The sequence below is a fragment of the Bradyrhizobium sp. ma5 genome (assembly GCF_042258955.1).
Lineage (GTDB): Bacteria > Pseudomonadota > Alphaproteobacteria > Rhizobiales > Xanthobacteraceae > Bradyrhizobium.
Window position 1 is genome coordinate 342,614 of the sequence record NZ_CP170156.1, and the last position, 15,889, is coordinate 358,502.

The following is a 15,889-nucleotide window of genomic DNA, read 5'->3' on the forward strand; positions in this document are numbered from 1 at the left end:
CCCTCCGTTTCTTGTTGGTTATCGACTGAGCGCCCGGCAGCGTTCCGCCGGAAGTGTCAGCCAGACCTCGCTGCCTTTCTCGACCGCGGTCTCCGTCGGCGTGGTCACCCGCAGCGAGGTGCCGTCAGAGGTTTCCACCATGTAGTCGCGGTTCATGCCGAGATAGACCTGCCGCGTCACGATCGCCTTGAGCGTGTTCTGCGCCATAGCGGGCGCTTGCGTCGAGAGCTGGATTTCATGCTGGCGGATCGCGACCGGCGCGCTCTTGCCGGCCGTCAGCTGGGCGCCGACCACTGCGAGTGTCGCACCGGCGAACTCCACATGATTCGCGTCGCGCACGGTGCCCTTGATCACGTTGGCCGCGCCGATGAAGCGCGCGACGAACTCGGATTCCGGCCGCGCATAGATGTCCTCAGGACTGCCGAGCTGGTCGATCTTGCCGGCATTCATCACCGCGATCAGGTCGGCGGTCGTCATCGCCTCGGATTGATCGTGGGTGACGTAGACCGTGGTGTAGCGATATTCGTCGTGCAGGCGGCGGATCTCGAACCGCATCTCCTCGCGCAGATTGGCGTCGAGATTGGACAGCGGCTCGTCGAGCAGCAGCGTCTCTGGGCCCACGATCAACGCGCGTGCCAGCGCGACGCGCTGCTGCTGGCCGCCGGAGAGCTCGCCTGGATAGCGCTGCGCCAGCGGCTCCAGTTTGGTGGTCGCCAGAATCGCGGCGAGTTTTTTCGCGATGGTGTCGCGATCCATTTTGCGCAGGCGCAGGCCATAGACGATGTTCTCGGCCACCGTCATATGCGGCCACAGCGCGTAGCTCTGGAAGATCATCGACATGTTGCGCTGCTCGGGCGGCAGCGTGCGCGCCTTCGACGACACGACGCGGTCGCCGACACGGATCTCGCCGCCGGACGGTTCTAGGAACCCGGCGATCAGCCGCAGCGTCGTGGTCTTGCCGCAGCCGGACGGCCCGAGCAGGCAGACCAGCTGGCCGTGGTCGATTGTGAGCGAGACGTCATCAACCGCGACAAACGATCCAAACCGCTTGACTAGGCCACGCAGTTCCACCGATGCCAAGCGATCCCTCCATCTTGTTCTGTTGCAGGGATCCGTGCCCGGCTGTTGCCGGCAGTAAAGCGGAAAACGATGACGACGAAAAGTGTTGAGGCCCCGTCATAAAGTCGAGGGAGCTCTTCGCTCCATTATCCCAAAATGAGCAATCGCTGCAGCCGTCATTGCGAGGAGCGATAGCGACAATCCATAGCTCCACTTATCCGGAGCCATGGATTGCTTCGCTTCGCTCGCAATGACGTGGAGGCGTCGCATTACGCCTTCACGTTCTCGCCGAGCCACTGGATGGCGGCGTCGGCGCCGGCCTTGCCGTGCGGGATGTTCAGCGCGGTGAGCGCAACCTCGACGACGCCGAGTGTGCCGAGGATCATCGGCGCGTTGACGTGGCCCATATGCGCGATGCGGAAGGCCTGGCCCTGCAAATCGCCGATGCCCGTGCCGAGCACCACGCCGCATTTCTCCTTGGCATAGCGCTGGATCGCGGCGGGATCGGCGCCCTTCACGGTCACGGTCGTCACCGTGTTGGAGCGCTCGGCGGGCTCGGCAATGTTGAAGCCGAGCACCTGGCCCTCGCCCCAGACGGCGACGGCGCGGCGCACCGCTTCGCCGAGCAGGCGATGCCGTTCGAACGCATTCTCCAGGCCCTCGGCGTGCAGCATGTTGATCGCCTCGCGCAGCGCGAACAGCAGATGCACCGGCGCGGTGCCTGCATATTTGCGGTAGTGCTCCGAGCCTTCGCGTTCCGTCCAGTCCCAATACGGCGTGCGCAGGTCGGCCTTCTTGTGCGCGTCCCAGGCACGGTCGTTGGCGGCGACGAAGCCGAGGCCGGGCGGCGTCATCAGGCCCTTCTGCGAGCCGGACATCGCGACGTCGACATACCATTTGTCCATCTCGAACGGCATGCAGCCGAGCGAGGCGACGGTGTCGACCATGAACAGCGCGGGATGGCCCGCCGCCTTGATCGCCTTGCCGATCGCCTCGATGTCGTTATAGGCGCCCGAGGCGGTGTCGACCTGCACGGCGAGGATCGCCTTGATCTTGTGTTCCTTGTCGCGGCGCAGCCGCTCCTCGACCTCCGCCGGGCGAATCGCGCGGCGCCAGTCGCCTTTCAACACCTCGACATCGGCGCCCATCGCGGCCGCCGCCTGGCCCCAGCCGATCGCAAAGCGCCCGCTCTCCAGCACCAGCACCTTGTCGCCGCGCGACAGCACGTTGGAGAGCGTCGCCTCCCAGGCGCCGTGGCCGTTGGCGATGTAGATGTAGGACTTGCCCATGGTGGCGAACAGCTTCGAGAGATCGCGCAGCAGACTTTCGGTCAGTTCGAACATCTCGGCGGAGTAGATATCGAGCGCCGGGCGGTGCATCGCCTGCAGCACCTGATCGGGCATCGTGGTGGGCCCGGGGATGGCCAGAAATTCCCGGCCCGCGCGAACGGTCATCGTCCTGTTCCTTTTGGGTAAAGCTACGCAAATCATGCGTGTGAGGGGTCAAGTCCGGAGGATATTCCATCGCGGCCGCGATTGCGAGCAGGTCCAAGCAATCCAGCGTTTCCAAAAGCGCGGGACACAGCCGGGCCTTATTTGTCTTTGTCGATGGTCTCGACCACGGAACGCCAGATCTGGTCCTTGAACTGGGTCGCGGCAGGGCTCGGAATCTGCTCGACGCTGCCGTCGTTCTTGCGGCAGGCCTCGACCAGCCGCATCACCCAGATTTCACCGTCGGTGTAATAGAGGTCGCCGCCGCCGTTATGCCCGTCGAAGGTCGGACCGATGCCGGTGACCTGGTATTTCGCGGTGACCATGCCGGCGGATTCGAGGTCGGTCGCAAGCAGCGCGCGCTCGGCATCGAGATCGGCCGCGATATGATGCGTCACCGCGCCGGTGTAGCTGCTGATGCCGACGCTGCGGTCGAGCGTCGCAGCGCCGAGCCACACCGGGCGCTTCTCCTCGCCCTGATCGAGCACCCGCCAGAAACGGACATGATTGCGGCGATCCGCGCTTGCGCCGACCGGCCGCTCGAAGGCGAGGTCTTCGCGGCGGCCGAGATAGAACAGGTTGCTCACCGGCGCATCCTTGTAGGGACGGTCGAGCAGCACGGAGCCGACGATTTCGATCGAGGATTTCAGCGTGACCGGGTCGGCCGGGAACCAGCCGGCCTCGTGCATCGCGCAGACCACGTCCTTGGTGTCGCCGATCAGCCCGACATTCATGGGGTCACCGGGAATGCCCTGCGCGGTGCGGGTCACCATCGGCAGATTGGCGAGGCCCTTCTGGTGCTCGTAGTGCGTCCACAGCGCCGGCAGCACCAGATAGGCCGCGATCAGATAGGTGACCAGGACGAACAGCAACAGCTGCAGATAGCGCACGCGTTTGCGACGGCGCGCCGCAGGCGGGATGATTTCGACGTCAGTCATGCCGCGGTCCTTCACCTCTCCCGCTCGCGGGGGAGGTCGGATTGCATCGAAGATGCAATCCGGGTGGGGCTCTCTCCTCATAACGAGTATCGCAAGCAGTGACACCCCCACCCCAGCCCTCCCCCGCAAGCGGGAGAGGGGGCGTGCTGCCGACGCCGCTACGTTTGAGTCTCATTCCATCGAACTATGTCGAGTATCAGTCGTGCCGCTTAACGCCGCGTCTCGCGGCAGCCGGCGGCCTCGGCTTCCTCGACCGAGCAGAACCAGCGTGTGCCCTTTGAGATCTTCATCTCGATCTTGGCGTACCAGCGGCTGGTCGGCTGGTGGAAGATGCATTCGCCGGAGCGGTTGACGTTGCCCTTGATGGTGCAGTCGGGCGAGGGCGCCACCGGGCCGGAGGCCGAGGCGAGCAGGATCGCGTTGGCGCCTTCCGGCGGCTTCACGGTGCCGAGCACGGTGGTCTTCTTGTTGCGCACGCGCCAGTCCCACGGCGCGATGAATGCGCCCTGCCACATCCCGGCCTTGGCCTCGCGCGCCGCTTTCTCGTCCGGCTCGTAGTCATGCGAGATGCGGGTGTAGGCCAGCGCCCAGCCATTGCTGACCATCCACTTCTGGATGTCCTCGCCGTCGACCTCGCAGCGCGCAATGGTGCGGCCGCGGCGATCGACCGAGCGGGCGTGACAGGTCCAGCTCTTGTGGCCGGCATACTTGATCAGCTCGTCGCGCGCAGCGACGCCGCAGGTCCAGCGCTCACCCTTGGTGTTGAGGCAGAGCTGGTCGGTCGACGGCGCGTCGATGCCGCCGAGCCGGATCTTGACGCTGCCGATCATGAGCTGGTCGCCGTCGCGGATCTTCGGCACGCCGGCGATGTCGGCGGCGACAGCCAGCGTCGGCAGCGACAGCAGCAGGCCAGCAGTGAGCAGCGTCTTGAGCATCGGCATTCCCGGCCAGGTCTTGCGTTCAGTGTTCAGGGTCCAAAGGATCGGCAAGGCAAAGGATCGTCAAGGATTGTGCGGGCAATTGGGCAACCCTGCCAGTGGTGTCGTGTTTCCGCCAGTTTCAACTTCGCGTCATCCCGCTCCGCGATGTCATCCTCCCCTGGAGGGGTCGAGACGAGCGAAGCTCGCTCTGGGATCGGTTCGCATGAAGCGTAGCGCAATGCGAACCGAGGTGGGTGACAGTCTCTCCGCAGAAACGGTGCCCGTGTGGAGGGATCACCCCACCCCGTATCGCATCTTGCTTCGCGCGATGCGATACGACCCTCCCCCTCCAGGGGAGGGTGAACCGGGCGACTTCGCTCCACCCATCCTACACCGCAACCATTCGCTTCCTGGCCAGCGCGAGGGCCATCAGCACGAAGGCCGACGTCACCTCGGGCCCGCCGACCAGGATCCGCGTCGGGGTCTTCATCTTATTCCATTCATAGGCCCTGTAGGGCCCCTTGCGGCCGCCCTCGCCGAGGCCTTGCACGATGCAGTGCAGCGCCGGCGTGAAGCTCGAAACCTCGGCGCCAAGATGGGCCAGCGCCATCAGCGCGAGCGCCGCGTCGAACGGGTTCATCTCATGCGCGATCAGCTCGCTTTGGACATAGCCGAGCACGCGGGCGCGGATCAGCCCGAACACATTGCCGGGATCGATGACGCGCTGCGCCGGCAGCGGCAGCGCGATGAAGGCGGCGTAGCAGCGGCCGAAATAGGCCGAATAGAGCTCCGGCAAATAATAGATATGCGAGCGCGGATTCCTGAACGCGCCGCTTTCGACCAGATTCTTCTGGAACGCGATGATGCGATGCACCGTCTCCAGCCGCTGCGGCGTCTCGATGATTTGCCAGCGGGCGAGGTTGCGAAACGAGACCTCGAGGATGTCGAGGTTCAGCGTCGGATCGAGGTCGTTGCCATAGGGCCGCTCGCCCCTGAGATTATCGATCCAGGTGACGACGCCGCCTTCGTAATCGATATTATCGTTGAGCGGCACGGTGACGCGCGGCTCGTTGGCGCCTGATCGCACCTGGTAGCCGCGGTAGAAATCCAGCAGCGGCTGCTTGAGGATCGGATCGTCGGAGCCGGCTTGTGTGGCGGCCGAGAACGAACACGCCGTGGTGTCGCAGTCGGGCACATAGACGCCGAAGCCGAGGTCCTGCTTGATCTGGGCGAAGAAGCGCGAGAAGCGCGGATGCCGCCCCGGCGCCAGCGCGGTGATCACCTTTACGACCGAGCCGTCATGCGACGGCACCTCCTCGGCGCTGGTCTTCAGGCAGAAGTCCACCATCTCGGCGATCGCGCGCCGCGCCGCGCCGGCCTCATCCGATGACGCGAGCCCGGTCTCGACAAAACTCAGCAGGGCCTCGGTGAAGAAGGCGTCGTAATAGGCCGAGCGGTGGCGGATCTGCACCGGCTCCCACATCGGCTCGGCGATGCCGCGCCATGGCGGGTTGATCAGCGTGCGCGCCGGCGAATGCGCGATGAAGATCCGCGCCAGGCTGAACAGCAAGGTCGAGTTCTTGTAGCCGCGCGCATTCAGCCCGGTCAGCGCCATCAGCATCTCGCGCCCGCTGATGTCGGGGTCGCCAATCAGGTTGAAGGCAGCATAGGTCGGGATGAAGCCGTTTTTGGTGAACGAACCGAGCAGATGCGCGCCGGTTACGCGGATCACGCGGTCGATCTCGGCCATCGCGGGCGAGTGGTGAGGGACGGCCGCGGCCGGCGGGGCGGGGTGGCGCACGGCGATGCCGTCCATCAGGTCGGCGACCGGGGCGCCGATCGCGGCCCAGTCCGGCGCCGCGGCGTCGCGCGCCTGGACCAGCGCCGCGCGCAGGCTCGCCAGGCGGTCGGGGTCGTTGAGGGCGGGCAGGCCGGTGCGGCGGAGCAGCGCGCGCAGCGGCGGATTGCCGAGCGCGGTCCGGTAGAATTTTCCGAGATGGACGTCGCCGCCGCAATAGGCCTGCAGCACGGGGTCGCAGACGTCGTAAAGCGACGGGCCGTCCTTCCTGGCGGTCAGCGCCCGGCACACCGTCCCGGCGATTTCGTGAAGGCCCAAGTAGCTCAAAGCGTGCCTTTCTCAAGGAACCGGTTAACGCCGCCGCCGCGGCGGTGTTTCCCCCGGTCCTCCCCCAAACTCGCAAGCCTTTGGAAAGCTACATGAATCCGTATGAAATACAAATGTGACCGAAGTCACGTAACGGGATCTTAACGGCGTCAATGGCCTCTGCCGGGCGGCAGCATGCCGCAAACCGGGTTGCTCCGGCGGTCCGGCCGGGTTAAGGGAGTGTTTGTTGCGGCGCCGCAAATTGAGATCAATTCAACGGCCACACACACCTCAACCCCATTAAACCTGATCGTCACTGACGCGAGTAACTGGCGCGATTTCGCTCGAACGCCATCGGGATAGAGATTGGGACTAGAACGTTATGAACCTTAGGCAGCTTCAGATATCCCGTCGCACCATCGCCGTCTGCGTGGCGGTGGCCGGCACGGTGTCGCTGGCGATTGGCGCCCATGCCGCGCTCAACAAGCGGACACCGGATGTTGCCAAGGAGACTGTCACCGGCTCCGTCGCCACCGGGCAGACCGGCAGCGTTGCGGCCGGCGCCTCCCGCCTCGCGCTGATCATCGGCAACGGCCACTATCCGGACGCCGCCGCGCCGCTGGTCCAGCCGATCAACGATGCCCGCACTTTGTCGTCGGCGCTGCGCCGCGAAGGTTTTGACGTCGACGTGGTCGAGGACGCGACCAAGGACGACATGTTCCGCGCGGTCGAGCGTATGAAGGCCAAGATCCGGCCCGACACCGTCGTGATGCTGTTCTTCGGCGGCTACGGCGTGCAGGTCGGTCGTGAGAGCTACATGATCCCGGTCGATGCCACGATCTGGAAGGAGGCCGACGTCAAGCGCACCGGCGTCAGCGTCGAATCCGTGCTCGATGCGATGAAGGAGCGTGGCGCGAAAGCCAAGCTCGTGGTGCTCGATGCCTCGCGCCGCAATCCCTATGAGCGCCGCTTCCGTGCCTTCTCGCACGGCCTCGCCCCGATCAGCCCGCCGGACAACACCATCGTGCTGACCTCGGCGACGCCGGGCAAGGTCGCCGACGACTCTTCAGCGCCCAACAGCGTCCTGGTTTCCGAGCTGATCAACAACCTCAACGCTCAGGCCGGCGCAGAGACCGCCTTCAACAAGACCCGCGTCGCGATCTCCCGCGCCTCTGAAGGCGAGCAGGTGCCGAGCGTGTCGTCGTCGCTGCTTGAAGACATCAAGCTCGGCGGCTGAGCCACGCCGTCTCCTCAATGTCGTCCTGGCGAAAGCCAGGACCCATACCGCGTGATCTATCGATGAAGCGTGCTGCGTGTACCGCGGCGCGCATTCACTGCCAATCTTCGCAAAATTTCTGCCGGTGGTTATGGGTCCCGGGTCGCGCTTCGCTTGCCCGGGACGACGCCGTGGATGGAACGCCGTCTACTTCGCGTCCGCGCTCGCGCCCACCGGCCGCACCGGATCGCCTTCGCGCAGCAGTGCGCCGGCGCGGGCGACGACGATGTCGCCTTCCAAAATGCCGTCGCGGATCTCGACCTGGCCGGCCGACATCAAGCCGGTCTCGACCCGCCGCGTCTCGACACGGCCGCCGCGCACCACCTGCACCACGGTGCCGGCGGTGGAATAGAGGATCGCGGTCAGTGGCACCGCGACGCCGCAGCTCTGCCCGGTCTTGATCTGCGCGCGGCCGGACGAATTCACCAGCAGCCGCTGGTTCGATCCGATGCCGACGAACACCTGGCCGAGCTGGCTGTTCGGCTCGATGGTCGGCGCGATCGTCCGCACCTTGCCGTCCATCTCGCCGGCGCCGATGATCTTGAGCCGCGCGGTCTGCTCGGTCTTCAGCTTGGCGATATCGCGGGTCGGCACCATGCCGACCAGGTCGTATTCGTTTCTGGCGATGATCGAGAACAGCGCATCCTTGCCTGATGCCGGCGCGCCCACGATCGCCGAGGACGCCGAGATCGTGCCCGCCACCGGCGCGGTGAGGTTGATCGAATTGGTGCCGTCGGTCAGCCGCGCCAGCACCTGGCCCGCGGTGACGGTGTCGCCGGGATCGGCCTTCACCTCCGCCACCTTCAAGCCGAACCGATCGGGCCGGACCTGCTGCTCGTCGCGCGGCAGCACGATGCCGGAGACCTCGACGATGTTGCCGAAGCAGAATTTCGAGGCCTTCAGCACTGTCACCGCCGCGCCCTTCGGCACGGCATCAGCCTCGCCCGCGGCAAGCGCGGGAGAAGCCGCGAGCAGAAGCAGCGCGGAAGCGGCGAGGGCGGCAGCGCGCAGGCGAGGCAAAATCATCGGCAAACTATTCCCAAAATGAGGGCCTCCTGAATACCAGATGCGGCCTCGCCGAGCCAGCCGGCTGCGCAGCGGCGGCCACCGCCTCGGCCGGGCCGGCACACGCGGCGAGCTCTAGCTTGGCCAGCTCCTCGGCGCGCCAGATGTGCCGCAGGATCTCCGGATTGACCCGCTCGGCGTGCGTCACCGGCAGCATGTGGCCGGCCGCCGGCAGATGCCGCATCTCGGCGCCATCAATGATCGCGGCGAGTTTTGCGACAATGCGCTGCGTCACATAGGGCGACAGCCCGCCCGACACCAGCAGCGTCGGCACCCGCAAGGCGCGCGCGGCGGCCGCCACGCCGTCGAGATCGAGCGCGGCGTTGAAATCGTAAGGCAGCTTGTCCGCCTGCTCGATCATCCGCAGCCGTCCGCTCGGCGAGAACTGCTCGCGCGGGCCGGAGCCGGCCCAGAACGCCGTGAACGCCTCGACCGCCTCCAGCACCGCGCCGTCGAAAATATCCTGCGACACCACCTGCGCGATCCGCGCGAAGCGATCGTACAGCCGCACGTCGGCGGAGCCATCGCGCAGCAACGTCGGCAAGACAGGCTCGATCAGCGTGAGGCTGCGGATGCGGTGCGCATAAGGCGCAATGGTCGCGAGCCGAAACGCGATCGCGCCGCCATAGGAATGCCCGACCAGATGGATCGGCCCCGTGGCCTTGGCGAGCCAGGGCTCGAGCCGCGCGATCTCGCCATCCAGCGTCCGCGGCCAGTCGCGCCCGCAGGCGGCGACGCCATAGCCGGAAATATCCGGCGCCATGAACGGCGTGCCACCGAGCGCGCCCGCAAGCTTCGTCCATTGCCGTCCCGACCCCAGCGAGCAGTGCAGCGCCACCACCGACGCCGCCGCGTGCGTCCCGTCCAATCCTGTCATCAAACCCATGCCTCGCGTGTTCTTGTTCTCAGAGCACGCGGTTCCCGCGCGCCCGTCATGACGCGAGCGAGGAGGGGGGTGGGTTATTCCTGGGAGGGGCGGGTGGGGTCGTGATCGTGATTGCGGAGGCAAGCGGATTCACTGGATGGTGATTTGAAGCTCGTGAGAGTTCGCGGAAATGAAAGCAATGTCGTAACAGTTGCGATTTTTTAGCCGCTTCCATTATTCTGATTATCAGAAGTTGCTTTGACATCCCAACTCAGCGCTTGGCCTTCCCTGCGCCCTCTCACGATCAATGAGGGTGAGTTGATCGCATCCCTCGGGCGCAACATGCCGCAAGATCGCGAACGCATATTCTTCATCTGCTTGACAATGTTGGTCGGGGACTAGATTGGGTGCAGCGCCGTCACACTGAGGAGGCCGCGACGCGGCCGTCTCGAAGGGTCGGCGGCCCGGCTGGTGGCCGTGCATCCTTCGAGGCTCGCTGCGCTCGCACCTCAGGATGACGGAATTGACAGTGCCGCTGAGGCGACCACAGCGTCAGCGCACGATGCGCTTCACGCGAGCCTTCTTCTTGGCGATGGGTGCCGGCGCCAGCTCGGCCTCGGCCGCAGCCTTGGCCTCGCGGGCTTCGCGCAGTGCGCGCAGGCGCTCCATGTTCTTGCGGATCGCGGTCGCGTCACGCTCGACTTCGGCGATGGCGCGCGCGCCTTCCTCGGCCGCCAGCCGCTGGCGGTCGGCCCTCGCAAGGCTTGCGGGCGATGGGTCGGGCTTTCTGGCGCTCATCGGCATCCTCTTTAAAGCGCGATCCCTGCGTGGAGGTTCGCATTCGTCGCACGCGCCGGCGCGGCGCCCGGCAGGATCACGCGCAAAAAGATACGCAAAAACCCGCCCAATCCGGTGGACCGAGCGGGTCGCGACGTCATCCCAGTACATCCGTGGAATGACGAACTGGCATGATCGCGGCAAACGCGGAACGCGTTTGCGCGGAAATCATGCCGAAGCAAGAACCTCAGACGATCTGAAGATTCTCGGCGCTGGTCTTGCCGCGCATCTTGTCGGTCTTCAGCTCGAACGAGACCTTCTGGCCTTCAGCGAGGCCAGTCAGACCGGCACGCTCGACTGCGCTGATGTGAACGAACACATCCTTGCTGCCGTCGCTCGGCTCGATGAAACCAAAACCCTTCTGACCGTTGAACCACTTCACAGTACCTGTCGCCATCTTCTCTTCTCCAAATTGCGCGTTTGCGCATGTGTTGCGCAGAATCGCGCGCCATCCATTCAACTGACGATGTCTTTGGAGGAGGGCCGTTCTGACCATTCAACAAGGCGCAACGGCTAATCGAATGGCCGCACTATACACACTTTCCCCGCGAATGCAAGGTTCTGACGGTACCGGGTTCCCGCTCGGATTGCGGGAATGGAGGGAGCGCGGATCACTCCGCCGCCACTTCCGCTGACGGCTCGCCCTTCCAGCTCAGGATCTCCGCGGCCAGGATCGGGTGATTAAAGCCCTTCAGCACGAGGTCGTCGATGGCGCGGCCCTCGACGTGGGGCTCGACCATGCCGAAGACACGGCGGCTCACCACGATCTGGCCGGCCTTGGCCTCGCCGCACAGGCGGGAGGCGAGGTTGGTGACGCTGCCGATCGCGGCATATTCCAGCCGCTGCTCGAAGCCGACCTGGCCGAGCGTGGCATAGCCGAGCGCAATCCCGATGCCGAAGCCCAGGGTATGCCCGCGGTTGCGCCACTTCTCGGTCAGGGGGCCGACCGTGTCGCGCATCTCCACCGCCATCCGCACGGCGCGCGCGGTGTGGTCGGCGAGCTGGATCGGCGCGTTGAACAGGATCATCACGCCGTCGCCGGCATATTTGTCGAGCGTGCCTTCGTATTTGAAGATCAGCTTGCCGAGCGCTGCGTGATATTCGCGCAGCACGTTCATCGCCTCTTCGGGCTCGGTCGCCTCGGTGAAGGCGGTGAAGCCGCGCAGGTCGCAGAACACGACGGTGACTTCGCGGCGGTGGCTGTCGAGCAGGCCCTCGGGATTGTCGGAGGAGGCAATCAGCTGCGCCACCTGCGGCGCCAGGAAGCGCTCGAGCCTTCGGATGCGCTCGATCTCGCCGAGCTGGGTCTCGACCCGCTGCTCCAGCGACTTGTTCCAGTCCTTGAGCGCTTCCGTCTGCTCGCGCAGCTTGTCGGCCTGCTCGCGCACGGTGGTGTTGGCCTCTTCCAGCGCGTGGCTCTTCTGGTCCACTTCCGTGAACAGCCGCGCATTGCGCATCGCCAGCACGGCCTGGTGCGCAAAAGTCTTCATCAGGCCGATCAGGCTCGCGGGGAAATCGCCGGCCGTCTTGCGCAGCACCACCAGCGAGCCGAGCACGCCCTGCTGGTCGACTAGCGGCACCACCAGCACCGAGTGGAAGCCGGCGCCGACCACGACATCGCGCAAGGGATGATCGGCCGGATCATCAGGACTTGCGGCGAGATCGGGAAACGCCAGCGGCTCGCCCTTGGCCGCGGCCTCGCCGAGCGGGCTGTTCGCGGCGTCGATCGCGCGGTGATGGCCCTCGGCTTCGGCATCGATGCCGATCGATTGCGTCAGGTTGAACGTGCGCTGTGCTGCGTCATAGCCATAGATCAGCACGGCGTCGGCATGAGTGATCTCGAGCGCGCGGGCGGCGACCGTCGGCAGCACCGCGTTGAGGTCGAGCGAGGACGCCACCGCGCGGCCGACCTCCTCCAGCACCTTCAGCTCGTTGATCGATTGCGCGAGGTCGCGGGTGCGCTCCCTCACCTTGCCTTCGAGGCCGGAATAGGTCTCGGCCAGCTGCGAGGCCATGCTGTTGAATTGCCCGGCGAGCTCTTCGAGCTCATCCGCGGTCTTTACCTCGATGCGGTGGCCGAAATCGCCGGCCCCTAACCGCCGCGCGCCGGTGCGCAGCGCGGTGATCGGCACCAGCATGCGCCGCGCCAGAATCGTGCCGGCGATGATCGCGACCACGAGGCCGAGCGCGATCAGAAGCGCGATGCGCACCAGCTGGTCGCGGATCGGGGACAGCGCCTGCGCGGTCGGCTGCTCAACAAACACGTGCCAGCCGAGGTCCGGCGCTGCCGTCGCGGTCGTCAGCACCGCGTTGCCGTCGACATCCTTGCCGGAGGCGACCGGCCTGCCGCTCCGCGACAGCACCGCGGCGACCTGCGGCAGCGCGGCGAGATCCTTGCCAATCTCGGGGCCCTTCGACGAGCTCGCCAGCACGCGGCCCTTGGCGTCGACGAGATAGGCATAGGCCGTGCGGCCGACCTGGGAATCGCCGAAATAATCGCCCAGGAAGCGCAGGTCGATCTCGGCCACCGTGACGCCGGCGTTGAAACCGGAATGCTGCTCGCCGATCGACATATACGGCCGCTCGTCGCGAAAGTACGCCGGCGCGTAGGCGGTACCGCGCTCGACCGCCTCGGTGAAGCGGAAGTCGCGGGAGAGATCGGCATTGGAGTTCAGCGTGACGGTCTGGCGCGACAGCCGCAGCACCTCGCGGCCCTGGCCGTTGATCAAAGTGAGCTGGTTCACCGCCGGCACCTGGCCGAGCAGCTGGGCATAGTCGGCGCGGCGCAGCTCGATGGTGTTGGAGGAGGCGCGGGTGACCCAGGAGATCTGTCGCTCGAGGTCGGCGATCGATTGCTCGATGCGCTTGGCGGTGGCGTCCGCCTTCTCGCTCATCGCATCCGTCAGCGTGCTCTTGATGCCGCGATAGCTGATCCAGGTCTCGAGCGCACCGTTGACCGCCAGCACGAACACGACGAGGCCGACCAGCGCGAGGACGTATTTGGCGAACAGGCCGCCGCGCAGGAACCAGTTCTTGCCCTTGTCCGGTGCCCCGTTCATCCAGCCTCGTCCGTTCCCCTCCGATCAGTCGGGTGCGCCACTGTATCCGCTGCTGTTTAGCACGGATCGGTGGGGCAGAGCGGGGCCTCCCGTCGCATGGTTAGCCCTGCATTCCAGCGGGGGATACCTGGGAATATTCAGCGGTTGAACAGCTGCCGCAGCACGTCGTTCATCGCGGGATTGTCGTGCTGCTCGGCGGCGTCGGCCGGCGGAGGAGCGGGCGGTGGTGGTGCAGCGGCCGCCGGCGCGTCCGGCGCGGGCTGGGCCAGGCTGCGGCTCGGGCGGGAGGCGTTGCCCTGATTGAGGGTGGAGAGGCCCTGCTGCAGCAGGTTCCCGATGGTGTCGCCGAGCTGTCCGCCGAGCGGGTTGTTCTGGTCGGCCGCCGCGCCGGCTGGCGCCTGGCCCGTGCCGGGCTGCGCACCGGTCTCGCCGCCCTGCACGCCGTTGAGGAGGTTGGTCAGTCCATTCAGGCCCTGGCTCAGGGCTTGGCCATTCGCCCCGAACAGGCCCTTGCCCATCTCCTTGAGCTTGGCGTAGGCGGCTTGGGGATTGTCGAGGATGCCCTGCATCTCCGGATAGATCCGCGGGGACACCCACGGCCCCTCGATCATCACGGGGATGCCAAGGCCGACCGGATTGCCGGCGCGGCCCTGGCCTTCGGTGGTCATCACGAGCTGCGGCTCGACGCGGAACCCGATCTGGCGGGTGTTGAGATCGATGGTGCCAACCCCGCCCATCTTCACCAGCGGGCCGATCAGGTTGAGATCGGTGGTGACGGCCTGGCCCTTGTCGAGCTTGAACGAAGCCGAGAGCTGGCTGAGATCGGTCGACAGCGCCTCGCTCTGCTGCCAACCCGACAAGGTGCCGGTGGTGAGGTTGCGGATCATCTGCGCGACGTTGAGGCCGAGGATCTTGCCGTCCTGGAATACGACGAACGCCGAGCCGCCGAGATTGCCGACGATGGCCCGTTCGCTGGTGCCCTGCGAGGTCAGCGCGATCTTCGCCTGCATCTTGCCGTCGAGCTTGTCGAACTCGGCGAGGCTCTTCAGCACCGGCAGCGCGCGCACGCCGGCGAGATCGAGCCGCAGCGCGTAGGTCGGAGTGGCGGCTCTGGCGTTGATCGTGACGTCGCCATTGGCGGTGCCTTCATAGGCGCCGAGATCGGCGAGCCGGGCCTTCAGCACGCCGCTGTCAACAGATGCATCGATCGCCGCCTGCGCGAAGCGGCCGTCACCAACCACAAGCTCCGCAGCCGAGATGCGCGCCTGCGCGTCGACATAGTTGAGCCCGCCGAGGTCGATCGACGCGTTGCTCCAAATGTTGCTGCCCAATGGCTGGGTCGCATCGGGCTGGCTCGGCGTCAGCGCCATCGAAATGCGCTGGAAGTCGAGATCGAGCTTCACCAGCGGCTTGTTGCTGGCGAAATCGACCGAGGCCCAGCCGGTGAAGCCGCCATCGCCGAGCATGCCGGATACGCCGTTGAACATCAGCACCGTGCCGTTCAGGCGCGCTTCGGCATTGGCCTTGATCGGCGCGGGCAACAGGCCGGGTGCGTCGATGTTGAATTCGGCCGGCACGCTTGAACGTTCCAGCGGCGCTTGCGGCGCGGTCGCGCGGATCGCGAACTTCAGCGGCTTGTCACTGGTGCTCGCACTCCCCGTGACGACGATCTTGCGATCGTTGCCGATGGTCGCATCGGCATTGAGCGTTTCGATCCGGTTCTCGACCCGGTCGCGCACATTGGCGAACACGATGGTGCCGCCGCTGACGCTGACATGCCGGATTGTGAGGCCGCCGTTGTCGGACGCGGACGACTTCGCCGGCGGATTGTGGTCGCGGGTGCGCTCGCGCTGCAGCGGCAGATTGATCACCGGCTTGACGATCGCGAGGTCGGTGATGTCGGGCCGGCCCGACCACAGGCTCGACAACGTCATCTCGGCTTCGACCCGATCGGCCGCGAACCGGTTGCTGGTCTCGCGCTCCCGCGGGTCCTGCAGCACGACGTCACGCAGCGTCAGATTGACGGTCGGCCAGAGACTAACTTTGGCGCCGCCATTGATGCTGAGCGTGTAGCCGGTCTCCCGCTCGACCCGCTCGGTGATGGCCGATGTGAGGAAGGAGGACGGGATCCCGACCGCGGCGACCAGCGCGATGATCACGATCACGACAGCGATGGCAGCCCCGGCGAATTTCAGTGCTCTCATCTCGATATTCCAGGCCGGGCAGACAGGGTTCCGCCGCGGAAAGGCACGGCCGATCGCATGAGATTATCCCGC

12 protein-coding genes are annotated in these 15,889 nt (G+C 65.9%); 1 reads left to right on the forward strand and 11 read right to left on the reverse strand.

Annotated elements, in window-relative coordinates; translation table 11 throughout:
* Positions 1-18: 18 nt before the first annotated feature.
* The 5 genes from ACE103_RS01625 to ACE103_RS01645 form a co-directional block, all read right to left on the reverse strand.
* Positions 19-1,071, reverse strand: coding sequence for an ABC transporter ATP-binding protein (locus tag ACE103_RS01625; RefSeq protein ID WP_375781305.1), 1,053 nt, complete (start codon positions 1,069-1,071; stop codon positions 19-21).
* 257 nt (positions 1,072-1,328) lie between these two features.
* Positions 1,329-2,513, reverse strand: coding sequence for an alanine--glyoxylate aminotransferase family protein (locus ACE103_RS01630; protein ID WP_176534284.1), 1,185 nt, complete (start codon positions 2,511-2,513; stop codon positions 1,329-1,331).
* Between the two features lie 137 nt (positions 2,514-2,650).
* Positions 2,651-3,487, reverse strand: coding sequence for an LssY C-terminal domain-containing protein (locus ACE103_RS01635; RefSeq protein ID WP_375778081.1), 837 nt, complete (start codon positions 3,485-3,487; stop codon positions 2,651-2,653).
* Positions 3,488-3,696: 209 nt separating this feature from the next.
* Positions 3,697-4,422, reverse strand: a complete 726-nt coding sequence (locus ACE103_RS01640) for a thermonuclease family protein (RefSeq protein ID WP_375778082.1) — start codon at positions 4,420-4,422, stop codon at positions 3,697-3,699.
* Positions 4,423-4,795: 373 nt separating this feature from the next.
* Positions 4,796-6,523, reverse strand: a complete 1,728-nt coding sequence (locus ACE103_RS01645; RefSeq protein WP_375778083.1) for a hypothetical protein — start codon at positions 6,521-6,523, stop codon at positions 4,796-4,798.
* Positions 6,524-6,893: 370 nt separating this feature from the next.
* Here ACE103_RS01645 and ACE103_RS01650 point away from each other — a divergent pair, with 370 nt between their 5' ends.
* Positions 6,894-7,748 carry a caspase family protein gene (locus ACE103_RS01650; RefSeq protein ID WP_223974461.1) on the forward strand — a complete coding sequence of 285 codons (855 nt, stop codon included), beginning with the start codon at positions 6,894-6,896 and terminating at the stop codon, positions 7,746-7,748.
* Positions 7,749-7,934: 186 nt separating this feature from the next.
* Here ACE103_RS01650 and ACE103_RS01655 read toward each other — a convergent pair whose 3' ends face one another.
* From ACE103_RS01655 to ACE103_RS01680, 6 genes are all read right to left on the reverse strand, one after another.
* On the reverse strand, positions 7,935-8,813 hold the full coding sequence (locus tag ACE103_RS01655; RefSeq protein ID WP_223974462.1) for an efflux RND transporter periplasmic adaptor subunit: 879 nt from the start codon (positions 8,811-8,813) through the stop codon (positions 7,935-7,937).
* 7 nt (positions 8,814-8,820) lie between these two features.
* A complete protein-coding gene (locus ACE103_RS01660; RefSeq protein WP_223974464.1) occupies positions 8,821-9,729 on the reverse strand; it encodes an alpha/beta fold hydrolase in 909 nt (302 codons plus the stop codon).
* A 540-nt stretch (positions 9,730-10,269) separates the two neighbouring features.
* On the reverse strand, positions 10,270-10,515 hold the full coding sequence (locus tag ACE103_RS01665; RefSeq protein ID WP_223974466.1) for a hypothetical protein: 246 nt from the start codon (positions 10,513-10,515) through the stop codon (positions 10,270-10,272).
* A 226-nt stretch (positions 10,516-10,741) separates the two neighbouring features.
* Entirely contained in the window at positions 10,742-10,951 is a 210-nt protein-coding gene (locus ACE103_RS01670; protein ID WP_029084280.1) for a cold-shock protein, read from the reverse strand.
* 214 nt (positions 10,952-11,165) lie between these two features.
* A complete protein-coding gene (locus ACE103_RS01675) occupies positions 11,166-13,613 on the reverse strand; it encodes an adenylate/guanylate cyclase domain-containing protein (protein WP_375778084.1) in 2,448 nt (815 codons plus the stop codon).
* Between the two features lie 137 nt (positions 13,614-13,750).
* Positions 13,751-15,817, reverse strand: a complete 2,067-nt coding sequence (locus ACE103_RS01680) for an AsmA family protein (protein WP_375778085.1) — start codon at positions 15,815-15,817, stop codon at positions 13,751-13,753.
* Positions 15,818-15,889: the final 72 nt, after the last annotated feature.